The sequence below is a fragment of the Variovorax sp. EL159 genome (genome assembly GCF_900100965.1).
Classification (GTDB): Bacteria; Pseudomonadota; Gammaproteobacteria; order Burkholderiales; family Burkholderiaceae_C; genus Variovorax.
The window spans coordinates 173,284-195,626 of the sequence record NZ_FMUJ01000004.1; the positions used below are offsets into that span (position 1 = coordinate 173,284).

The 22,343-nt window shown below is 66.9% G+C and carries 20 protein-coding genes; 13 read left to right on the plus strand and 7 right to left on the minus strand.

Going from position 1 to position 22,343, the window contains the following annotated elements:
- Positions 1–68: 68 nt before the first annotated feature.
- The 5 genes from BLQ28_RS17920 (at position 69) to BLQ28_RS17940 (ending at position 4,279) form a co-directional block, all read left to right on the plus strand.
- Positions 69–929: an alpha/beta hydrolase gene (locus BLQ28_RS17920; RefSeq protein ID WP_093242196.1), complete on the plus strand. Its 861-nt coding sequence runs from the start codon at positions 69–71 to the stop codon at positions 927–929.
- A gap of 35 nt (positions 930–964) precedes the next feature.
- A complete protein-coding gene (locus BLQ28_RS17925) occupies positions 965–1,267 on the plus strand; it encodes a phosphopantetheine-binding protein (RefSeq protein ID WP_093242199.1) in 303 nt (100 codons plus the stop codon).
- A complete protein-coding gene (locus BLQ28_RS17930; RefSeq protein WP_093242201.1) occupies positions 1,264–2,547 on the plus strand; it encodes a beta-ketoacyl-[acyl-carrier-protein] synthase family protein in 1,284 nt (427 codons plus the stop codon). The genes BLQ28_RS17925 and BLQ28_RS17930 overlap by 4 nt, the downstream gene beginning before the upstream one ends.
- Positions 2,548–2,582: 35 nt before the next feature.
- A complete protein-coding gene (locus tag BLQ28_RS17935; protein ID WP_093242203.1) occupies positions 2,583–3,710 on the plus strand; it encodes a sterol desaturase family protein in 1,128 nt (375 codons plus the stop codon).
- A gap of 86 nt (positions 3,711–3,796) precedes the next feature.
- Positions 3,797–4,279, plus strand: a complete 483-nt coding sequence (locus tag BLQ28_RS17940) for a GNAT family N-acetyltransferase (RefSeq protein WP_093242205.1) — start codon at positions 3,797–3,799, stop codon at positions 4,277–4,279.
- Positions 4,280–4,286: 7 nt separating this feature from the next.
- Here the strand turns inward: BLQ28_RS17940 and BLQ28_RS17945 are convergent, their stop codons facing one another.
- Positions 4,287–6,533 (minus strand): heavy metal translocating P-type ATPase, encoded by a 2,247-nt coding sequence (locus tag BLQ28_RS17945; RefSeq protein ID WP_093242207.1) that lies wholly within the window; start codon positions 6,531–6,533, stop codon positions 4,287–4,289.
- A gap of 157 nt (positions 6,534–6,690) precedes the next feature.
- Between BLQ28_RS17945 and BLQ28_RS17950 the strand changes: the two genes are divergently transcribed.
- Positions 6,691–7,068, plus strand: a complete 378-nt coding sequence (locus BLQ28_RS17950) for a nuclear transport factor 2 family protein (RefSeq protein ID WP_093242210.1) — start codon at positions 6,691–6,693, stop codon at positions 7,066–7,068.
- Between the two features lie 12 nt (positions 7,069–7,080).
- On the opposite strand, the gene BLQ28_RS17955 is transcribed toward BLQ28_RS17950, so the two are convergent.
- Complete coding sequence (locus BLQ28_RS17955) at positions 7,081–7,881, minus strand: MmyB family transcriptional regulator (protein WP_176801156.1); 801 nt, start codon at positions 7,879–7,881, stop codon at positions 7,081–7,083.
- A 240-nt stretch (positions 7,882–8,121) separates the two neighbouring features.
- Between BLQ28_RS17955 and BLQ28_RS17960 the strand changes: the two genes are divergently transcribed.
- Together BLQ28_RS17960 and cueR are read left to right on the plus strand one after the other, a co-directional pair.
- The gene (locus tag BLQ28_RS17960; protein WP_093242216.1) at positions 8,122–8,316 is read left to right on the plus strand and encodes a heavy-metal-associated domain-containing protein; all 195 of its coding nucleotides are present in this window, start codon (positions 8,122–8,124) and stop codon (positions 8,314–8,316) included.
- The gene (gene cueR / locus BLQ28_RS17965; RefSeq protein ID WP_093242219.1) at positions 8,313–8,726 is read left to right on the plus strand and encodes a Cu(I)-responsive transcriptional regulator; all 414 of its coding nucleotides are present in this window, start codon (positions 8,313–8,315) and stop codon (positions 8,724–8,726) included. The genes BLQ28_RS17960 and cueR overlap by 4 nt, the downstream gene beginning before the upstream one ends.
- A 1-nt stretch (position 8,727) precedes the next feature.
- On the opposite strand, the gene BLQ28_RS17970 is transcribed toward cueR, so the two are convergent.
- Positions 8,728–9,675, minus strand: a complete 948-nt coding sequence (locus BLQ28_RS17970) for a YcjF family protein (RefSeq protein WP_093242221.1) — start codon at positions 9,673–9,675, stop codon at positions 8,728–8,730.
- Between the two features lie 567 nt (positions 9,676–10,242).
- On the opposite strand from BLQ28_RS17970, the gene creB reads away from it, so the two are divergent.
- Both creB and creC read left to right on the plus strand, forming a co-directional pair.
- Positions 10,243–11,037: a two-component system response regulator CreB gene (gene creB / locus BLQ28_RS17975; protein WP_093242224.1), complete on the plus strand. Its 795-nt coding sequence runs from the start codon at positions 10,243–10,245 to the stop codon at positions 11,035–11,037.
- Positions 11,034–12,473 (plus strand): two-component system sensor histidine kinase CreC, encoded by a 1,440-nt coding sequence (gene creC / locus BLQ28_RS17980; RefSeq protein ID WP_093242227.1) that lies wholly within the window; start codon positions 11,034–11,036, stop codon positions 12,471–12,473. The genes creB and creC overlap by 4 nt, the downstream gene beginning before the upstream one ends.
- A gap of 38 nt (positions 12,474–12,511) precedes the next feature.
- On the opposite strand, the gene BLQ28_RS17985 is transcribed toward creC, so the two are convergent.
- From BLQ28_RS17985 to creD, 4 genes are all read right to left on the minus strand, one after another.
- Positions 12,512–13,117, minus strand: coding sequence for a hypothetical protein (locus BLQ28_RS17985; protein WP_093242229.1), 606 nt, complete (start codon positions 13,115–13,117; stop codon positions 12,512–12,514).
- Between the two features lie 192 nt (positions 13,118–13,309).
- Positions 13,310–15,712 carry a penicillin-binding protein 1A gene (locus tag BLQ28_RS17990; protein ID WP_093242232.1) on the minus strand — a complete coding sequence of 801 codons (2,403 nt, stop codon included), beginning with the start codon at positions 15,710–15,712 and terminating at the stop codon, positions 13,310–13,312.
- Positions 15,713–15,729: 17 nt separating this feature from the next.
- Positions 15,730–17,022 carry a glycoside hydrolase family 3 N-terminal domain-containing protein gene (locus tag BLQ28_RS17995; protein ID WP_093242234.1) on the minus strand — a complete coding sequence of 431 codons (1,293 nt, stop codon included), beginning with the start codon at positions 17,020–17,022 and terminating at the stop codon, positions 15,730–15,732.
- The gene (creD, locus tag BLQ28_RS18000) at positions 17,019–18,482 is read right to left on the minus strand and encodes a cell envelope integrity protein CreD (RefSeq protein WP_093242236.1); all 1,464 of its coding nucleotides are present in this window, start codon (positions 18,480–18,482) and stop codon (positions 17,019–17,021) included. Before creD ends, BLQ28_RS17995 begins: the two co-directional genes overlap by 4 nt.
- A gap of 203 nt (positions 18,483–18,685) precedes the next feature.
- On the opposite strand from creD, the gene BLQ28_RS18005 reads away from it, so the two are divergent.
- The 3 genes from BLQ28_RS18005 to BLQ28_RS18015 are packed head-to-tail and all read left to right on the plus strand — an operon-like array spanning position 18,686 to position 22,275.
- Positions 18,686–20,746 carry a VIT and vWA domain-containing protein gene (locus tag BLQ28_RS18005; protein ID WP_093242238.1) on the plus strand — a complete coding sequence of 687 codons (2,061 nt, stop codon included), beginning with the start codon at positions 18,686–18,688 and terminating at the stop codon, positions 20,744–20,746.
- A 37-nt stretch (positions 20,747–20,783) separates the two neighbouring features.
- Entirely contained in the window at positions 20,784–21,713 is a 930-nt protein-coding gene (xrtQ, locus tag BLQ28_RS18010) for an exosortase Q (RefSeq protein WP_093242241.1), read from the plus strand.
- Positions 21,694–22,275 carry a hypothetical protein gene (locus BLQ28_RS18015; protein ID WP_093242243.1) on the plus strand — a complete coding sequence of 194 codons (582 nt, stop codon included), beginning with the start codon at positions 21,694–21,696 and terminating at the stop codon, positions 22,273–22,275. The genes xrtQ and BLQ28_RS18015 overlap by 20 nt, the downstream gene beginning before the upstream one ends.
- Positions 22,276–22,343: the final 68 nt, after the last annotated feature.

Genomic DNA, 22,343 nt, shown 5'->3' on the forward strand with positions numbered 1-22,343 from the left:
GATAAACGCAACATGAGCATACGACAGCAATATGAAACACGGGCCAATTTCGTGGCCGGCGCGACACGATGAGTGCGCGCGAACCCTCCGATCTGTTGAGCGTGGTGCCTTCCGAGGTGCAACGCACCGCCGTGGTCCTGTTGCATGGTTTATGCAGCACGCCTGACGAGTTGCTGACCGTGCAGTCGGCACTGCGCAGCCGTGGCTACCCGGTGCATCCGCTGTCGATCGAGGGTTACTCGTTCGATGCCAGCGCGCCCCTGCAGCGCGCGGCACCGTACGAACGCTGGCTCGACAACATCCAGGCGCAGGTCAAGGCGCTGCGCGCGCAGCACGACCGCGTGGTGCTCATCGGCATTTCGGCCGGCTCCTCGCTCGCGCTCGGCGCGGCCATCCGCTGCGGCAGCGACGTCGATGCGCTGGTGCTCATGTCGACCACGCTGCGCTTCGACGGCTGGGCCATTCCGCGCACGCAGTTCCTGCTGCCGCTGGCCTTCTACACGCCGCTCGGCCGCCTCTGGCAATACCGCGAACGCCCGCCCTACGGCGTGAAGAACGAACGCGTGCGCGCCTGGATCGAGCGCGAGCTGCGCCACCGCAAGGTCTCGCGCGCCGGCAGCTCGGTGATCGGCGTGGGTCACCTGCGCGAGCACGACCGGCTGATCCGCCACGTGCGCCGCAACCTGAACAGCGTGCAATGCGACAACGTACTCGCACTGCATGCCCAGCAGGACGAGGTGGCCAGCGTGGCCAACCTCGACATCCTGGCGCGCGGCCTGCGTTGCCAGGCTTTCCGCACCGTGGTGGTCGCCAACAGCTACCACATGATCACCATCGACAATGACCGTCAACAGGTCGTTCGCGAAACAGTGTCTTTCGCCGATGCCGTGGCTCATGGCACGATGCCTGAGCATCCCCTGTACGCCTGACCCGGCTCGAACCCGCCTGAAAGGAAAACATCCCCATGTCTTCTTCCGATTCCTCTTCGCCCACTTTCAACAGCATCGCGACCATCCTCGAGACCGACTTCAAGGTCGAGCGCTCGGCCATCTCGCCTGCCACGGCGCTGTCCGACCTCGGTCTCGACTCGCTCGCGCTGATGGAATTCGTCTTCGCCGTCGAAGACGCATTCCACCTGCGCATTCCCGAAGACCGCCTCGACCCGCGCGAAGCCGGCATCACGCTGCAGCGCCTGTGCGAAGTGATCGACACGGAAAGCAGCGGCGCGGCAGCGCCTTCCACGCAGTCTGTTGAAGCTCACGCATGAGCAGCGGAGCCGCCCACGCCGTGCTCGCCGCTTCTGCTGAGCGCGCCGCATCTGCTCCGGTGCGTGTGAGCGGTCTCGGATTCATCACACCCATCGGCCGCACCGTCGAAGCCTTCGACGATGCCCTGTTCGCCGGCCGTTCCGCCGTGCGCGCGCAGACGCTCGAGATCAAGGGCATGGACCCGATGCAGCTGGCCGTCGCCGCCTGCGATTTCGAATCGAACGGCGTGCGCAGCACCTCGCGCCTGCCGCTGGACCGCGGGACCGCCATGGCCCTGGCCGCCGCGCAAGACGCCGCCGCCGAAGCCAAGCTGGACCTAGACACCATCGACCGCGACCGCCTCGGCATCTACTGGGGCAGCGGCCTGGCCGGCGCCGGCACCTTCGACAACACCACCAGCGCGCTCTATGGCGAACAGCGCCGCATGCGCCCGACCACCGTGCTCACCGTGATGCCCAACGCAGCGGTGGCAGAGCTGGCATTGCACTTCGGCGCGCGCGGCGCGGCCATTGCCTACGCCTGTGCCTGCGCCTCCTCGGCCGTGGCCATCGGCGAAGCGATGCGCGCCATCCGCGGTGGCTGGATCGACGTGGCCATCGTCGGCGGCCATGACGCCATGCTCACCCCCGGCGTGATGGCCAGCTGGCACGCCATGCGCGTGATGGCCTCGCCGCCGGCCGATGCACCGTCGTCCGCCTGCCGCCCCTTCTCGGGCGACCGCGCGGGCTTTGCCATCGGCGAAGGCGCGGCTGCGCTGGTGCTCGAATCGGAAGCGCATGCGCTGGCACGCGGTGCCGACGCCTCGCCCTTCGTGCTCGCGGGCTACGCCACCAACTGCGACGGCACGCACATCACCAACCCCGATGCGGGCGGCCAGGTGCGCGCCATGCGTGCCGCCCTGCGCGATGCCGGCATCGAGGCCTCCGACATCGGCCACATCAACGCGCACGGCACGGCCACGTCGGCCGGCGATGCCGCCGAAGCCGCGTCGATCCGCGAAGTGTTCGGCAAGGGTGCACCCGTGAGCGCCACCAAGGCCATCCACGGCCACGTGCTCGGCGGCGGCGGTGCCATCGAACTGATTGCGGCGCTGCGTGCGCTGGCGCGCGAGGCCCTGCCTCCCATCGCCAACCTGCAGACGCCCGACGCGGCTTTCGATCTCGACTTCGTCCAGGGCGAGGCGCGCCAGGCCAAGGGCATCCGCTATGCGCTGTCCAATTCCTTCGCTTTCGGCGGCACGAACGCGGTCATCGTGGCCGGTCGCGCGGCCGAACGCTGAAGATTCGCTGAAGACTTCCTGAAAAATCGAACGCGGTGCACCGGCTGGTCGTTTTCGTCGTGCCCGTGTTCGCGCTGCTCATGGCGTGCGAGTTCGCATGGGGCTGGCTCAAGCGGCGCAACACCTACCGTTTCAGCGACACCATCGGCAGCCTGAGCCAGGGCCTGCTGAGCCAGGCGCTCGCCGTCTGCACCCAGCTCTTCCAGATCGGCCTGTACGCGATGGTCTACCCCGTCGTCGCGATCTGGACGCGCCCCAGCTTCTGGGACAGCGCCATGGGCTGGATCGCCGCGGTGCTGCTGTTCGACTTCTTCGACTACTGGCTGCACCGCGCGGGCCACGAGTCGGCCGTGTTCTGGGCCGCGCACTCGGTGCATCACCAGAGCCAGCAATTCAACTTCTCCACCGCGCTGCGGCAGGAAAGCGCCGTGGCCTTTCTCGGCTGGGCCTTCTACCTGCCGATGGCGGTGGTGGGCGTGCCACCCGAGCAGTTCGGCCTGGCGGGGCTGATCGTGCTGGTCTACCAGTTCTGGATCCACACCGAGCACATCGGCAAGCTCGGCTGGTTCGACCGCGTGTTCTCCTCGCCTTCCAACCACCGCGTGCACCACGCGGTGAACGACGGCTACGTGGACCGCAACTACGGCGGCATGCTGGTGGTATGGGACCGCATGTTCGGTACCTTCGCGGAAGAAGGCGAGCGCTGCATCTACGGCACCCGCAAGACGCTGGCAAGCTTCGACCCGCTGCGCGCGATCCTCGGGCCCTACGCCCCGCTGCTGCGCGACAGCTGGCACACGCGGCGCTGGCAGGACAAGCTCGCCGTCTGGTTCAAGCCGCCGGGCTGGCGCCCTGCCGATGTGGCGGCGCGTTTTCCCGAAGCACCGTTCTCGCTCGAAGAAGCCAAGCACATCCACGACCCGGTGCTGACGCGTGCCCAGGTCGCATCGGCCGCCACCCACTTCGTCGCCTGGGTCGGCGTGACGCTGGCCTTCTTGTGGCGCGCCGACGACCTGGCTTTTCAGACCGGGCTGATCCTTCTGGCCCTGGCCATCGGCGGCTTCTGGACGATCGGTGCGGTGCTCGATTCGCGCCTGCGGCTGCGATGGGCCTGGTGCGCGCAAGTGGCCTTGGTTGCGGTTTCGGCCGTACTGCTGGCCTGAATGGCCTGAGCGGCCTGCGACTTTCCAGCGGCGTTCCGGCGCCTCGCTATGCTCGGGCGCTTCATCGTTCCGAAGCTCCTCTCATCATGCGCAGGCTGGCCACCCCGGAAGACATCGACACCGTCTTTGCTCTCTACATGCACGAGAAGGTCGTGCCCTACCTCGGCTACGACCCGATGCCGCTCGACGACTTTCGCGCGATCTACCAGGACCTGCTCGACAGCCGCTGCTTCTACATCTACGAACGCGACGGAAAAATCGCCGGCTTCTACCGCGCCACCCGCTACCCGGGCCGCGTGCAGCATGTGGCCTCGCTCGGCACGCTCGCGGTCGACCCGGCGCTGCACGGACAAGGCATCGCGCTGGCCATGGTGACCGAAGCCATCGACACGCTGATCGCCGAGGGCGTCAAGCGCATCGAACTCATCGTCGAAAGCGACAACGCGCCCGCGCTGCGCTTCTACGAAAAGCTCGGCTTCGAGCGCGAAGGCACATTGCGCAAGTTCTACAAGCGGGCGGGCGACGCCGAAGCCATCGACGACCACCTGATGGCGCTGCTGGTCGCCTGACAAACCTTCAAGGTTTCCAACGCCGCAGCAGCAGCGCATTCGCCATCACGCTCACGCTCGACAGCGCCATGGCTGCACCGGCCACCACCGGGCTCAGCAAGCCGAAGGCCGCGAGCGGAATGCCGGCCACGTTGTAGGCAAAGGCCCAGAACAGGTTCTGCCGTATCTTCGCCACGGTGCGCCCCGAGAGCTCGAAGGCCTGGGCCACCAGCGCGAGGTCGCCACGCATCAGCGTGATGCCGGCCGCTTCCATCGCCACGTCGGTGCCGCCGCCCGAAGGCGCCATGGCGATGCCCACGTCGGCTGCCGCGAGCGCGGGCGCATCGTTGGCACCGTCGCCGACCATGGCCACCACGTGCCCGTTCTTGCGCAACGCGGCAACTTGCGCGGCCTTGTCGGCCGGCAGCACGTCGGCACGCACGTCCTCGGGCGCGATGCCCAGCCGCGCCGCCATGGCCTGCGCGGCGCGCAGGTTGTCGCCCGAGATCATCACCACGCGCAGGCCGCGCGCACGCAGCGTGCGGATCGCTTCGGCGGCCTGCGGCTTCGGCTCGTCGGCAAAGGCAAGCAGCGCCTGCACATACGCGGTGCCCGCGGCATCAAAGCGCAGCAGCGCGGAGACCGTGGCGCCTTGCGCCTGCAGACCATCGACGTCGGCGGCCTCGGGCATCGCGTCGAGTTCGCGGCACCAGCGCAGGCTGGCGATGGCCCAGGTGGCGCCGTTGACTTCGCCGCGCACACCGCGCCCCGGCATCGATTGCATCGCACCCAGCGGCGGCGCCTGCACGCCCCGTTCGGCCGCGGCATTCAGCACGGCCTTGGCCAGCGGATGCTCGCTGCCGCTCTGCAGGCTCGCGGTGATGGCCAGCAACTGGTCTTCGGTCGCATCGCTGCCCGCCGCCGGCACGAGCGCCGTGAGCACCGGGCGGCCCAGCGTCAACGTGCCCGTCTTGTCGAATGCCACGGTGTCGACGCGGTGCGCGATCTCCAGCGCGCGGGCGTCCTTGATGAGGATGCCGTGCTTCGCCGCCACGCCGGTCCCCGCCATCACCGCCACCGGCGTGGCCAGGCCCAGTGCACAAGGACAGGCGATGACGAGCACCGCGACTGCGTGGATCAACGCGGTCTCGATGCCCGCGCCCGCGATCAGCCAACCCACCAGCGTGACCAGTGCAATCACCAGCACCACCGGCACGAACACGGCCGCGACCTTGTCGACCAGGCGCTGGATCGGCGCCTTGGCGGCCTGCGCATCCTCGACCAGCCGGATGATGCGTGCGAGCACGCTTTCGGAGCCGACCGCGCTCACCTCGATCACCATGCGGCCGTCGCCATTGACCGCACCGCCCGTCAATGCATCGCCGGGCCCCTTGGCCACCGGCAGCGGTTCGCCGGTGAGCATGGATTCATCGACCTCGGACTGCCCTTCGATCACGCGCGCATCGGCTGGCACACGCTCGCCGGGCCGCACCGCGAGGCGGTCGCCGACCATCACCTCGGCGAGCGGTACATCGCTTTCCTTGCCGCGTGCGCCGATCAGGTGGGCCACTTCAGGCCGCAGTTTCTGCAACGCGCGAATCGCCGACGTGGCCTGGCGCTTGGCGCGCGCTTCCAGCCACTTGCCGAGCAGCACCAGCGTGATCACCACCGCCGAGGCCTCGAAATACAGATGCGGCACAACGCCATGGCCCGCGTGCTCGCCGGTGGCCGCGCGCCACCAGAGCCAGAGCGACAGCCCGAAAGCCGCGCTGGTGCCCAGCGCCACCAGCAGGTCCATGTTGCCGGTGCGGGCCTTGGCCGCGTGCCAGCCGGCGCGGTAAAAACGCGCGCCCAGCCAGAACTGCACCGGCGTGGCCAGCAGCAGTTGCACCCAGGGAGGAAGCATCCAGTCTTGCCCGAACAGGTCACCCAGCATCGGCGCCATGAGCGGAATCGACAGCGCAAGGCCCACGGCCACCGGGCCGAAACCGTGCCAGGGCGACAGCGCCGCGGCATCGTCGGCCGCACTACTCGCCGCGCGCGGCTCGTAGCCCGCGGCACGCACGGCACGGCGCAGGCGCACGTCCATGTCGCCACTGTCCGTGGTCACCACGCGGGCGGATTCGGTCGCGAGATTGACGCTGACGTCCTGCACGCCGGGCACGTTCTTCAAGGCGCGCTCCACGCGCATCACGCACGAGGCGCAGGTCATGCCGCCGACCGAGAGGTCCAGCGTGGCGGTGGCCGCCGAGGAGTGTTGCTGCAAATTTTCCATGCGCCAAGGCTAAAGCCTCACACCATGGCAAGGTCAAGCAGATTTTTACGGCACTGCGACCAGGCAGGTAATCGACAGCGCCCAGAGCGCCCGCCAGACTTGCCGGCACGCACCCACACCACCAGGCCGCAAGGCTCTTTTTTGCCGAAAGCACACCATGCCCACACCCGACACCCTGGCCCGATTCATCGCACGCGTCGAACAGAACGCGCATGTGGAAGCCATCGAAGAGTTCTATACGCCCGAAGCCTCCATGCAGGAGAACCAGTCCCCGCCACGCATCGGCCGCGACACGCTGGTCGCCCACGAGCGCAAGGTGCTGGCGCGCGCCAGGTCGGTCACTTCGCAATGCCTGCCGCCCGTGTTCGTCAGCGGCGACGACGTGGTGATCCGCTGGGTCTTTCGCTTCGAGTGGCTCGACGGCTCGGTCACGCGGATGGAAGAGCTGGCCTGCCAGCACTGGGAAGGCGATCGCATCGCGGCGGAGACCTTCTTCTACGACCCCGCGCAGCAGACTCCCGTGCGGCCGCAGTGATGTTGCCCGGGCTCAGCCCGGTGCGACATGGCGCCGCGTCACCTCGGCGGTGTGGCCATCGAGCGGAAACCACAGCTCCATCCGCAGCGAAGCCAGCGTCACGTCCTGGGGCAAGGCGAACACGCTCTGCACATAGAAGTACGAGAGCGTGCCCAGCGCGGTGTCGAAGCTGAGGCTCAAGTACGGCGCGGCATGGTCCGGCGGCTCGGTGCGGCCGGCCGGCCGGTGCCTCTGATTCAGTGCGTCGGAAAAGCGCTGGATTCGTGCCTGCATCGCGGGCGTCGCGCTGGCCTCGGCATGCAGTTGCGCCAGCAGCGCCGAGCCAACGGCCCACGGCTCGCGCATGCGCGACAACAAGCCCTGCGGATGGCCAAGCGCGGCGATCATGTCCATGCCACGCACCTGCCCGCCGGCGCTCGCGGCCAGCTCGGGCATGACCAGCGACCACAGCCAGGTTGCGCCGCTGTTCTGGTCGACGGTGCGCCAGTCGGCGTCGAAGACCAACGCGGGGTTCGGTTCGTGCGCGACCAGCGTATGCCGCAGCGCCTGCAGCGCGGGTGCCAGCGCAGGGCTGTCGAGCGGCATCTTTTCCTGCGGCAGCGCAAAGCCCGCATGCAGCAACGCGGCGTTGCGCACCGAGGTCGGCACTTCCAGTTCCGCCATCCAGGCCAGCAGCAGCTCGCGGCTTGGGCGGGCGCGGCCGGCCTCGATGTAGCTCACATGCCGTTGCGACACGCCGAGCCGCAGCGCCAGTTCGAGCTGGGCGATGTTCCGGTCGGTGCGCAGGTGGCGCAGGAGTTGCGCGAGTTTCAAGCGGGCCTCTGCACGGCCGGGCGGTGGGTGCTCATGGGTTGGCGATTGTGCGCAACATCGGCTGCGAAAGCGATAACGTCGCGGGTTGTTGCCGACGAACCACGCGATGCCACCCGCTGAAAGTGTCCCTTCGCTGGACATTGACATCGTGAGAGAGTTCAAACTGGCGGCTCGCGTTTCCGCCCACCCATTCAATCAATCAACCATTCACTTCACTGAATTCAAGAAGGAGCCACGACGATGAGCCAGAAATTCCAGGTCATGGGCATGAGCTGCAACCACTGCGTGACCGCGGTGCAGAACGCCGTGCAGACGGTCGACCCCGAAGCACAGGTCACGGTCGATCTTCCGACCGGCCATGTCGACGTGCTGAGCGAACAGCCGCGCAAGGACATCGTGGCGGCGATCGAGAACGCGGGCTACACCGTCCAATGACGGGCACCATCGGCCGGCAGGTCGCCATCGGCGAGGCCGCGCGCCTGTCGGGCGTCTCGGCCCGCATGGTCCGGCACTACGAGGGGCTGGGGCTGTTGCCGGCGGTGGCGCGCACCGAGAGCGGCTACCGCCAGTACAACGACGCCGACATCCACACGCTGCGCTTCATCAAGCGCTCGCGCGACCTGGGTTTCTCGATGGAAGAAATTGCGGAGCTGGTCGGGCTGTGGCACAACCGCCGCCGCGCGAGTTCGAGCGTCAAGCGCATCGCGGAAAAGCACCTGGGTGAACTGGAACAGCGCATCGCGGACATGCAGTCCATGCGCAACACGCTGTCCCACCTGGTTCATTGTTGCCACGGGGACGCGAGGCCGGATTGCCCGATCCTCGACGACCTGGGCAAGGTTTAGATCAGGCGCCGCGCACCAGCGAAAGCACCTTGCCCGCATCCAGCGTGCGGGCCTTTTCCTGAATGGCCGGCAGGTACTGCGTCTGCAGGCTCTGCCCTTCCTTCACCACACCCGAGAACGCGTCCTTGAGCATCTGCGTCGAAAGCGTGCGGCCGCCGGCGTAGTAGCGCTTGGCGACGTGGCCCAGCGCGTAGGTCGAAGCGAAGCTCATGCCCGAACTCACGGCCTGATTGCCCAGCCCGCGCAGCAAACCGCCGCCGACCTTGCCCAGCAGGCCGCCGAGCAGCTTGCGCCCGGCCTGCTCCAGGTACTGCGAGGTCAGGCCCACGCCGACCGTCGCCAGGAAATCCTTGATGTGCCCGCTGTCCAGCTGGTAGCCATGGGCCTGGCCGATGCGGTAGACCAGCTTCATCTGCAGCGGAATGATCGCCATGGTCGACAGCGTCTCGGGCAGCAGCTCGAGCGCGCCATTGAGGATGGCGGCGTTGAGGATCGACTTGTCCAGCTCGGCGCTGTCCGGCACGTTGGCCGGTGCATTGGCCGCCACGGCTGTCGATGCCACCGCCGCCCCCACCGGCACCGCCGCGATGTCTTCCGCCTGCTGCGAAAACCCGGCCGCCGACGCATCGAGCCCAAGCGAGGTGCGCACGTCCATCAGGAACAGGCGCTCCGCCTCCGACTGCGTGCCGTCGGCATCGCACACGCACACCGCCATCTCGTAGGCGAGCTGCCTTGCCTCCGTGCTCTTCAGCGCCCCGGCCACCGAGGCCAGCGAGACGCGCTTCATCAGCACGTCCTGGTAGAGCGTCGGCAGGTTCAGCCCGTCGGCTTGCGACAGGCCTTCCGCGATCCGCTTGATCTCGGCGCGCTCGCGTTCGTGCTTTTCGCCGTCGACGAATGCGGCCAGCAGGCTCAGGGTCACGATCGCCGTTGTTTCCGAAGGTGTCATGTTCGAGATTTCGTCATATGAAGGACGAAGTTCGGTTGCCCGACCGCCCGAAGGTTCCTTCGGACGTTCTCCCCACAAATCTTGAGCAACTCTGTGGATAACCCCGGCACTGCTGTGTAGGGGTAATGCAAGTTGTTGATTTGCAAAGGAAATCTACATTCTGCTCAATATTTGGGCACTGAATTTCTTTGCCCGAAAACCGTCTTTCGCAGATTTCCAAAGGGGTGTCAAAGGACAACTCTGGGGACAGTTTTTGCACAAGCCATCGGTTATCCACAGCGCCGGCGGGTTACCCAATGTTGTTCATCGGCCGGGTACATCCTGGAAGCGCGGCTGCGCACAGTGACACAGGCATGACAACTCCTTGTCGCATAACGAAAAAAGTGCCCTGTCCACAGAAGAGTGCTTCCCTTATCTACTACTACTAATTTGAATAAGAAGAATAAGAAATAGGGAACGGGGAAAGCGCCGCGCCAAAAAAAAAGCCGCGAACGGCCGCGCCGGTCTCCGGCGCCTCGGACGAAAAACCGGCCCTTGCGCGCCGCTTCCCCTCGCTAACATCCGTGGATGAGCTTCAAACCCCGGATCCTGATTGCCGAAGACGAGTCGGGCATCGCCGACACGCTGCAGTACGTCCTGAAAAGCGACGGATTCACCCCGGTCTGGTGCGCCACGGCCGAGGAAGCGATCGCGCAGTTCGCCCAGGAAGCCCCCGCGCTGGCGATCCTGGACATCGGACTGCCCGACCTGAACGGTTTCGAGCTCTTCAAACGCCTCCAGGCGCTGAACCAGTCGATGGGCGGCCCGGAGGTACCCATGGTCTTCCTGACGGCCCGCAGCGACGAAATAGACCGCGTGGTGGGCCTCGAACTGGGTGCCGACGACTACATCGCCAAGCCTTTTTCGCCGCGCGAGCTGGTCGCTCGCGTGAGGACCATCCTCCGGCGCAGCGCCAGAAACGCGCCAGGAGGCTCGCCAGCAGCGGCCGGGCCAAACCATGGGGTACCCCATCAAATCGCGCCCCAGGCGCCTTCAGCGACGCCTCAGGCACCTGCAATGCCCTTTTCGCTCGACAACGAGCGGATGCAGATCCGGTATTACGGACGCCTGCTCGAACTCTCGCGCTACGAGTACGGCCTGCTCCGCCTGCTGGTGCAGCGCCCCGGCCGCGTCTTCACGCGCGACGAGCTGCTCGAAATGGTCTGGGACGACGCCAGCGACAGCTTCGACCGCACGGTCGACGCGCACATCAAGACCCTGCGCGCCAAGCTCAAGGCGGTCGCGCCCGATGTGGAACCGATCCGCACGCTGCGCGGCACCGGCTACGCGCTGAACGAAGAACTGCCCACCAAGTCTTCGTGACGAGACGCACGCGGATCTTCATCGGCATCCTGCTGATCTACACGGCGGGCATCGCCTTCCTGCTGTACCGCGTGGTGTCGGACATCGACCCGCGCTACCGCGAGTCGGCCGAAGAATCGCTGGTCGAAACCTCGCAGCTCGTGGCCAGCCTGGTCGAGCAGGACGTGATCGCCGGCGCCATCAACACCGCGCGGCTGGAGCCTCTGTTTCGCACCGTCTACGCGCGCGAGTTCTCGGCCCAGATCTACAACCTGCACAAGAACCGCGTCGAGCTGCGCGTGTACGTCACCGACCGCAACGGCCGCGTGATGTTCGACTCGCTCGGCAGGCACCTGGGCGCCGACTACTCGCAATGGATGGACGTGAGCCGCACGCTCGCCGGCCTGTACGGCGCGCGCACTTCGCGCGACGTCGACGGCGATCCGCGCACCTCGGTCATGTACGTCGGCGCGCCGATCCGCTGGAACAACGAGATCGTCGGCATGGTCAGCGTCGGCAAGCCGGTGCAGAGCTTCGGCCAGTTCGTCGAAGACGCCCGCGCCCGCACGCTCTGGGTCGGCGTCGGCTCCGGCCTTGCACTCTTGCTGCTCGCGCTGATCGTGTCGGTGTGGCTGGTGCGGCCCTTCGGCCTGATTTCAGACTACTGGGCCTGGGTGCGCGCGCAGCGCACCCTAAGCCTTTCGCGCATGGCGCGACGCGCGGTCGATTCGGTGCGCAACGGCTTCGGTGAAATGCGCGATGCGCTTACCGGGCGCAACTACGTGGCCGACTACGTGCAGACCTTCACGCACGAAGTCAAAAGCCCGCTCTCGGCCATTCGCGGCGCAGCCGAACTGCTGCAAGAGCCTTCGATGCCGCATGTGGAGCGCGAACGTTTTCTGAAGAACATCGAACGCGAGACGCAACGCATCCAGGAAATCGTCGACCGCATGATGGAGCTCACCGCGCTCGAAACGCGGCGCGCACTCGATCGCACCGAGCCGGTGCCGCTGGCCTCGTTGATCGACGACATCGCGCTCAGCGCACAGCCTGCGGCGGCCAAGCGAAACATCCGCCTGCTGGTGAACATCCGCGACGAGGCGAGCACCGAAGGCGACCCCTTCCTGCTGCGCCGAGCCATCAGCAACCTGCTCGACAACGCCATCGATTTTTCGCCGCGCGACAGCGAGGTGCTGCTCACGCTGGAGACCACCTCGAAGCTCGCGCGCGTGAGCGTTCGCGACCACGGCCCGGGCATTCCGGACTACGCGCAGGAAAAGGTCTTCCAGAAGTTCTATTCGCTCGCGCGGCCGCACAGCCAGAAGAAGAGCACAGGGCTCGGGCTGGCGTTCGTGAAGGAGATCGCGGCATTGCACCGAGGCCGCATCGAGCTGGGCAATGCATCGCGGGGTGGCGCGGTGGCGACGCTCACGTTGCCGCTGCTGTCACATCACTGAACTGAACGAATGCCGGCGAGGCCGGCAGAGGACAACCCTCAGGAACCGATCAGGCCGAGATAAGCCTCGCGCGTCTCGGGGCTCACCGCGTCGATCAATTGCTCGTACGAAGTCTGGTGCCGCGTGAGCATGCGGGCCGATGCCACGGTCTTCGACTTGCAGTACCAATGGCAGGTGTGTTGCATGAGGAACAGTTCGGCCGACATGGTGAAGGCCTTGGACTTGGCCGAGCGGTTCGCTTCGTTCTTCATCACGCCGGCGATCCCGCGCGCATGGACCATCAGGGCTTGCCGCAGGTCGAAGGTCGCGGCCGGAAAGAGCTTGGTCGAGAAGGGAATCGCGACGGGCAGCTTGCTCACGCGCGTATCGGCTTCCGGCGTGCGCGCGAACTCGGCGGCGAAGCTGTTGAACTGGGCCGAGAGTTTTTCTTCGGTGGAATCGAGCAGGCTCCAGATCTGCTGGCGGCGCTCGGGGTCGTCTTCGCCGAGGCAGCGCAGGTAGCCCGACGTCAGGCTCTCCATCAGCTTCTCGATCTGGTAGCGGCCGAGGTGGCTGCCCAGCAGCGCGATGCGCTGGCGCTGGTCTCTGGACTTGAGGATGTAGGCGCCGGCGGCGATCAACGCCACCAGGGTAAGAATTTCCATGTATGCGTGGGGAGAAAAGAAAAAAGCGGGAAGCAGCACCGAGTGTAGGCACCGCGACCCACCTGCATTTCTCCTTTGGCTGGCTCCCTTCGTGGAACACCGCGGAACCGGCTTTGCCGGGCCGCTGGTGTTGCCCCCGGAAGGGGGTTGGCGCAGCGACACGAAGTGCGCGAAGCTTGGGGGAGAGCTTGATTACCTGAAGAAGTCGAGGATCTTGTTGCGCTCTTCGGGCGGTGGCGGCGCACCGACCGGCGCGCCCGTGAGTTCTTCCACCGGCGGCGGCGTCGCCTCGGCGTTCTCCAGGCCCAGGCTCGCCACGTTGTGGCCTGGTGTGAAGTCGTCGAAGTACCACTCGCCGTCGACGTTGACCACGCCCGGCGGTTCGGCCGGCTGCGTCACGGGCACGCCCTGCAGCGCGGTCTGCATGTAGCCGGTCCAGATCGGCAGGCTCAGGCTGCCGCCGGTTTCGCCGCGCACGCCGAGCTGGCGCGGCGTGTCGTAGCCGACCCATGCGATGCCGACCATGGTCGGCTGGAAGCCGGCGAACCAGGTGTCGAAGGAATCGTTGGTGGTGCCGGTCTTGCCGTAGAGGTCGTCGCGCTTGAGGGCCTGGTAGGCCTTGAAGCCGGTGCCGTTTCGCACCACGCTCTGCAGCAGCGAATCCATGATGAAGGCATTGCGCTGCGGAATGGCGCGGCGCGTTTCGTCGAGCACCGGCGGCTCGGTTTCCATCAGCACCTTGTCGCGCAGGTCGGTGACGCGCGTGACCAGGTAAGGGGTGACGCGGTAGCCGCCATTGGCGAACACCGAATAGCCCACCGCCATCTGCATCGGCGTGACCGAGCCGGCACCCAGGCCCATCGGCAGGTTGGCGGGCTGCTTGTCCTTGTCGAAGCCGAACTTGGTGACCCAGTCTTGCGCGTAAGGCGCGCCGATCGACTGCAGCACGCGCAAGGTCACGAGGTTCTTGGACTTCATCAGCGCGGTGCGCAGTGGCATCGGGCCGTCGTAGGTGCCTTCGAAGTTCTTGGGCTCCCACGGCTGGCCACCGTTGGCGCTGGCATCGAAGTACAGCGGCGCGTCGTTGACGATGGTTGCGGGCGTGAAGCCCTTTTCGAGCGCAGCCGAATAGATGAAGGGCTTGAAGCTCGAGCCCGGCTGGCGCCACGCCTGCGTGACGTGGTTGAACTTGTTCTTGCCGAAGTCGAAACCGCCGACCAGTGCCTTGATGGCACCGGTGCGCGGGTCCATGCCGATGAAGGCGCCCTCGACCTCGGGCAGCTGCGTGATCTCCCAGGCGTTCTTCGGCGTCTTCGCCACGCGGATCACCGCGCCGCGGCGGATCTTGATGTTGGGCGGTGCCTTGTCGGACAGGCCCGACTGCGCAGGCTTGAGGCCTTCGCCGGTGATCTGGATGGTTTCGCCATTGGCGCGCACGGCGCTGATTTCCCGGGCATTGGCATCGAGCACCACGGCCGCGATCACGTCGCCGTTGTCGGGGTGCTCGGCCAGTGCGTCGTCGACGGCTTCATCGATTTCCTTCTGCTCGGTCGGCAGGTCGACGAAGCGCTCGGGTCCGCGGTAGACCTGCCGGCGCTCGTAATCCATGATGCCCTTGCGCAGCGATTTGTACGCCGCCGCCTGGTCGGCCGCGACCAGCGAGGTGTAGACCTTCAGGCCGCTGGTGTAGATGCTGTCGCCGTACTGCGCGTACATCATCTGGCGCACGGTTTCGGCCACGTATTCGGCGTGCAGGCGGTTCGGGTCGGCGGCATCGCGCAGGTGAAGTTCTTCCTTCTTCGCGGCGGCGGCCTGCTCGGCGGTGATGAAGCCGGTCTCCTGCATGCGGTCGATCACGTAGAGCTGGCGCGCTCGCGCGCGGCGCGGGTTGGCCACCGGGTTGTTGGCACCGGGTGCCTTCGGCAGGCCCGCGAGCATCGCGGCTTCGGCGATGGTCACGTTCTGCAGCGGCTTGCCGAAGTAGGTTTCGGCGGCGGCGGCAAAACCGTAGGCGCGGTTGCCCAGGTAGATCTGGTTCAGGTAGATCTCGAGGATCTGGTCTTTCGTGAGCTGCTGTTCGAGCCGCAGGGCCAGCAGGATCTCGTAGGTCTTGCGGCTCATGGTCCGCTCGGAGCTCAGGTAGACGTTGCGCGCCACCTGCATGGTGATGGTCGATGCGCCCTGCTTGCGGCCGCCCTTCAGGCTGGCCACCGCCGCGCGCAAAAAGCCTTTGTAGTCGACGCCGCCGTGGTCGTAGAAGCGCGCGTCTTCCACGGCCAGCACAGCGTCTTTCATGACCTTCGGAATGTTGGCGAAGGGCGTGAGGTTGCGGCGCTCTTCGCCGAACTCGCCGATCAGCTGGCCTTCGGCCGAGTACACGCGCAGCGGCAGCTTGGGCCGGTAGTCGGAAAGCTCCGAGACATCGGGCAGCTTCGGATAGATGGCAACGACGGCGACGATGGCCGCCACGATCACCACCAGCGCGCCGGAGCCCACCGCGATGGCGCCCCATCCGGCGATGCGCTTCCAGCGGCGGTTGCGTTCGTCCGGCGCATTGCCGTCGTCGGGGGTGGGGGAGCTTGAACGTTTGAACATAGAGAAAGAAGGGCTGGCTAGCGAAAGGATTGGAGCCGCCGCGCGTTGCTGCGTTCCAGCATCGCGAGGTCGAGTGCGCCGCGCCTTGCGGCTTGCTGCGCGCAATGCATGGCGTCGAAATACTTGTCGTGGTCGAAGGCGATCAGCAGAAGGTCCACACCGGCGTTCAGTGAGCGCACGGTGGCGTCGCACAGGCCGCGGTTGTAGGCGGCGGCCATCGTGAGATCGTCAGTGACGAGCAGGCCCTGATAGCCCCATTCGCCCCGAATCACCTGCTGCACGATTTTGCGCGAGAAAGAAGTCGGAGCGTCCGCATCGAGTTCCGCAAGGATCACATGCCCGAGCATGATGGCTGCGTCAGATTGTTTCGACACTTCTTGAAATGGTTTCCAGTCATGTGTTGCAAGTCGGGCGACCGGCGTGCGCAGGCTGCCGGCGAAGTGATGGGTGTCTTCGTGCACGCCGGCAAGGCCGGGAAAGTGCTTGAGCGTGCCGCGCACGCCAGCCGACTCAAGGCCTTTTTCATAAGCGAGCGCTACCTGCGCGGTGAGCGCAGGGTCGGCCGAGATGGCGCGTTCGTCGATGCGGGTGTGCAGATCCCAGCGGCCCGGCGCGCGGCCGGTGCGCAGGTCGACCACCGGGCTGAAGTTGAGCGTGATGCCCAGCGCCGCGAGCGCCCTGCCCTGTTGCGCGCCGTAGGCATGGGCGCGCTGCGCGAGGTCTTCGTCGGACACGTCGGCCTCCAGCAGCGTGGCGAGCGCGGGCTGGCGCGCGACCAGCGGCGACAGGCGCGACACCGCGCCGCCTTCCTGGTCGGTCGCGACGATCAGCGGTGGCAGCCCGGCTTCGCGGCGCAGCGCCTGCAGGCCCGCGATTTCATCGCGCAGTTCGGCGGCGCTGCGACCCTGCACGTTGCGCCCGGTCACGAAGATGCCGCCGATCAGCCCCTTGCGCGCCAGCTCGCGCAGATTCTTTGCGTCGTCGTAGCCGACGATGAAGTGCGCGCCGAGCGCCTGTGCCATCGGACCCGATGCGGCATTCACTGCGGCCCGGTGCTGGATCGAGACCGCTTCGCTGCACAGCGCCATCAGCACTGCCGCGAATGCCAGGCTCAATGCCGCGGGGCGCATCCAGCCGCGCACCAAGCGCCAGATGAGCGCGATGCCCACGGCCAGCGCGCCGAGCAGCAGCGGCAGCTCCCACGCACGCATGAAGCGCAGCTGCGGGTCTTTCAGGTGCCAGGCCCAGAACCACAGCGTGGCCAGGGCCAGCCAGCCCAGTGCGCCGAGCGTGAGCCGCAGCAGTTTCATGGTGCTTGCGTGGCGGGTGCCGCTTCGTTGCGCCGCGAGAGCGCATACCAGTCGACCTTGCGCGTGACCAGCATCAGCGCGGCCAGCATGCCGAAGATCAGCAGCGCGCCGAGCAGCAACGCATTGCTTTCGGATGCCAGCAGGCCATAGAGCGCGCCGTAGAGCAGCGCGACGAAGGCACCGAACGAGAAGCCGCGCCGCCAGCCGCCGAGCACCGCGCTGAAGTACACCGCCAGCAAGGCGACGCTGGCCGTGGCGGCGCCGGCATAGGCCATCCAGAACGTGAACTTCTCCGACAGCGCAAGCAGCAGCAGGAAGAACAGCGCGATCGACAGGCCGACCAGCCCGTACTGGATCGGATGCAGGCGCAGCTTGCGGAACAGCTCGAACATGAAGGCCGCCATCAGCACCAGGCCGATGAAGAGCATGCCGTACTTGCCGGCGCGCGTGCTCATCGAATAGACGTTGATCGGTTGCGCGAGCGACACGTCGAAGGTCTGCAGCGGGCCCAGGTTGCGGCGCGCGGTGCCCGCGGCCTGGGTGGTGGCCTGGGCTTCGCCGTCGGGGCCGGTGCCGGAGCCGGACAGCCCCGCGCGCACCTGTTCGCGTGCCGAGGTCACGAGCGACGACACGCGCCAGCGCGCGTCGAAGCCTTGCGGCGTCACGCTGCGATCGACCGCCAGGAAACGGCCGCCGAAGCTGGGGTGCGCCCAGGGCGAGCGGAGGTGCGCGGTGGTTTCCTCGGCAATGGGCGCGATGGCCAGCGTGTCCTGTCCGACCAGGCCGAGCTTCATCTCGAAGGGCAGCGGCGTGCCGGCCTGCCATGCCGCGAGCGCGGCGCCCGTCACGGGGGCGTGGATGCCGTTGGCGAGCCAGGCGTCGTCGGCAATGCCGGGCACGCGCTGCCGAAAGCGCAGCGCCTCGCCGTTCATCACCAGCGCCGGCGAGCCGTCGAGGCCGCGCAGGTCGCTCACGTCGAAGGCAATGAAAGGAGGCTTGAACTCGATCTTCGAATCGGTCTCGCTGTGCGACACGGCCTTCGGATCGAAGGCCGAGAAGCCGCCGCTCAGCGTGGCGTCAAGCGTGTAGAACTGGATCTTGAAGATGCCGCGGTAGCGCTCCTGCGGCGCCATCGTGCCTTCGATGTGCAGCTTGTCGGGGAACACCACATGGGCCAGTTCCTTGCTGCGCGGCTCCTGGCCGATCACCTTGCCCTGTGCGTTGCGCAGCGGCTCGTTCCAGCGTTCGACGTACGGCACCAGCAGCAGCGGGCCGACCATGGTCTGGCGGCCGGCATAGGTGGACGCAAGCTCGTTGGCCGCTTCACGCTGGCTCTCGCCGCGTTCGCGGTTGATCGAATCGATCTCCGCCAGCGGAATGCACAGCAGCAACAGCAGGAAGAACAGGCCGGCCACCTTGACCAGCATCGAACTCTGCAGGGCTTTCAGGAACTGAAGCATCTTTTTTTCTCCTCGTCTGTAGCGAAGCGCCGATGCTCGGTGCGCGACCCGAAGGCCGTGTGAAGCGCCCGTGCCGCCTCACTTCACACAGACTTCACACAGCGGGCCTTTGCGGCTTGCGACTTCAAGGAGCCTTCCAACTGGCTTCTCGTGCGGTGTCGACAGTTGCGGCTGTGCAAGTTCGCACGGACAAGGACCCCGCCATGGATGCCCACACCACCCCACGCCCCGGCCGCTGGCTCTGGCTCGCCACCGTGAGCCTGGCGATCGCGGGCTTCGTCGCGCTGACCGTGCGCCCGCTGCATGCGCAGGAAGCGCCGGTCGGCCCGCGCCAGAAGACCGAGAGCCCGTACTTCTTCGTCAAGAGCGACGACCCGTCGGTCGACCGCCTGCCGCTCAAGGGCACCGAGGTCTCGGTGAAGATTTCGGGCGTGATCGCCGACGTGACGGTCACGCAGACCTACCGCAACGAAGGCCAGCGCGCCATCGAGGCGAAGTACGTGTTTCCCGGCTCGACCAAGGCGGCCGTGAGCGGCCTCAACGTTCGGCTGGCCGACCGGCTCATCACCGCGCAGATCCGTGAGAAGCAGCAGGCGCAGATCGAATACGACACCGCGAAGAAGGAAGGCAAGACCGCCGCGCTGCTCGAGCAGCATCTGCCCAACGTGTTCCAGATGAACGTTGCCAACATCATGCCGGGCGACGACGTGAAGGTGGAGCTGCGCTACACCGAACTGCTGGTGCCGCAGACGGGCAACTACGAGTTCGTGTTCCCGACCGTGGTCGGCCCGCGCTACAACAGCCCGCAGTCCCAGAATGCGCAAGCGAAATGGGTGGCGCAACCCACGTTGCCCGCCGGCACCGCGCCCGCGACCAGCTTCAAGCTCAAGGCCACCATCGACACGCCGATGGGCCTGAAGGAGATCCGCTCGACCACGCACGCCATCGACGTGAAGAAGAGCGACGAAGACCAGCACGCCGACATCGTGCTGACGGCCGATGGCCGCCCCGCCGACAACCGCGACTTCGTGCTCGACTACCGCCTGGCCGGCGAGAAGATCGAATCGGGCCTGATGCTCTACAAGGGCCAGGGCGAGAACGCGGAGAACTTCTTTTTGGCCATGGTCGAGCCCCCGAAGGCCGTGGCCGCCAGCGCGATCTCGCCGCGCGACTACATCTTCGTGGTCGACATCTCGGGCTCGATGCACGGCTTTCCGCTGGACACCGCCAAGACCGTGCTGGAGCGCCTGATCGGCGGCCTGCGCCCGAGTGACACCTTCAACGTGCTGCTGTTCTCGGGCAGCAACAAGATGCTGTCGCCCAAGTCGGTGCCGGCCACGCGCGCCAACATCGAGCAGGCGCTGGCCACCATCCAGAACTACAGCGGCAGCGGCAGCACCGAGCTGATTCCGGCCCTGAAGCGTGTCTACGCCGAGCCCAAGGAAGACAAGGTGTCGCGCACCGTGGTGGTCGTGACCGACGGCTACGTGACGGTCGAGCGCGAAGCCTTCGAGCTGGTGCGCAACAACCTGTCGAAAGCCAACGTGTTCGCCTTCGGCATCGGCTCCTCGGTCAACCGCAGCCTGATGGAAGGCATCGCGCGCGCCGGCATGGGCGAGCCTTTCATCATCACCGACCCGATCCAGGCGCCTGAGCAGGCCGCGCGTTTTCGCCGCATGGTGGAGTCGCCGGTGCTCACGCACGTGAAGGCGACCTTCGGCGGTCTCGATGTGTACGACGTGGAACCGCAGGCCCTGCCCGACGTGCTGGGCGAACGCCCGGTGATCGTGTTCGGCAAGTGGCGCGGTGAGGCGAAGGGCCGCGTGATCATCGAAGGCCAGAGCGCCAACGGCCCGTACCGCCAGGAAGTGCGCATCGACGAACGCACCCGCCAGGACACCGCCGCATTGCGCACGCTGTGGGCCCGCCACCGCATCGAGAGCCTGAGCGACCAGGAAACGCTGGAAGGCGGCGCCGCCTTCAAGGAACGCATCACCGAGCTGGGCCTGAAGTACAGCCTGCTCACGCAGTACACGAGCTTCATCGCCGTCGACAAGGTGGTGCGCAACCTGGCGCCGCAGAACAGCGTGGACGTGAACCAGCCGTTGCCGATGCCGCAAGGCGTGAGCGACCTGGCGCTGGGAGCCGAAGTACCGAGCACGCCGGAGCCCGAGTCGCTGGGCGCCATCGCGGTGGTGCTGTCGATGCTGGCCATGTTGCGCCGTCGAGCGCGCCGCAACGACGCGCGTCGCTTCACGGCCTGAACACGAGAAGACGAAACGGAAAGAAGAGAGAAGAAAAATGTCCTTGGCAACGCTCGCCCACCGCCATCCGCGCATCGTGGACTGGGGCATCCACATCGACCGCACGCCGGCCGCCGGCTGGCTCGCGCTGCAGTTCGTCGCGCTGATGCCGACCTGGGTGTGGATGGCCCAGCGCATGCGCGACGGCTCCGACGATCCGATGGGGCTGCTGGCGCTTGTCGCACTGGCCGCGCTCGCATGGCATCGCCGCCGCGAGTTGCGTGCTTCGCCGCGGCTGGGCTGGCTGGCGCTGGCGGGCGCGGGCACCGTGCTCGCGACGCTGCTGCGCACGGGGCTCGGCTTTGTGCCGGCGCTGCCGCCGCTGGCCGCGGGGCTGGTGGCCGTGCTGTCGCTGGCTTGCGGGCTGCTGGCTTTTCTGCCGCGCCGCGTCGCCGCGCTGCCGGTGGTCGGCCTGGCGGTGCTGGCGCTGCCGCTGCTGTCGTCGCTGCAGTTCTATGCGGGCTATCCGCTGCGCGTGGTGACGGCCGAGGCCAGCCGCTGGCTGCTCGCGCCGGGCTTCAACGTGGCGCGCGAAGGCACCAGCCTGATGGTCGACCGGCGCCTCGTGATCGTCGATGCGCCGTGCTCGGGTGTGCAGATGGTGTGGCTCGGGTACTTCACGGCCTGCGCCGTCGCGCTGTGGGCGCGTCGCAGCGACCACGGCTTCATCGGACGGCTGCCGATGGTCGGCCTGCTGGTGCTGGGCGGGAACATCCTGCGCAACAGCGTGCTGATCGCTTTCGAAGGTGCCGGCCATCCGTTGGCGCCCTGGGCGCACAACGCGCTGGGCCTGGTGGTGCTGGCCGCCGTGTGCGGCTCCATCGCCCGGCTGATGGTGCCGGCGCGGCCCGCGCCCGAACCCCTCGAACACCCCATCGCGGGCCTGATCACGACGCAAGGAGGCCGCCATGTCGACACCGTTCTTTGAACGCTGGTTCGCCAACCATTTCATCAACCGCATCGGCCACAAGACGGCCTTTGCACTGGCGATGCTGTTGTGCATGCTGTGGTCGACCGCGGCGGCCCTGCGCGCGCCGTCCGCGTCCGACGACCAGGTGGCGCAGGTGGCGGCCTCGCACGAATGGCCGAGCCAGTGGGACGGCGTCGCCCTGCGTCCGCTGGCCCTGAGCGAGGTCGAGCAGCGCTTTGCCGATCGCTTCCCCGGCGCCATCGGCCGCATGACCGACGGCACCCAGACCCTGGTGATGCGCGAGGTGAAACAGCCCACGCGCATGCTGCATCCGGCGGTCGATTGCTACCGCGCGCTCGGCTACCGCATCGAACAGGCGCGGCTGGAACGCGATGCGCAGGAACGCCTGTGGCGCTGTTTTGTTGCGCAACGGCACGGCGCGCAAAAGATCCGCGTCTGCGAGCGCATCGTCGACGCCCAGGGCACGGCTTTCACCGACACTTCAGCCTGGTACTGGGCGGCGGCCAGCGGCCAGTCGCATGGTCCGTGGCAAGCTGTCACCGTGGCAAGACCGATCTGAGAACGTGCCTGTGAAGAAGACCCTGAGATTTGTGCTTTTCGGGCTGATGGCCCTCGTTATTACAGCGT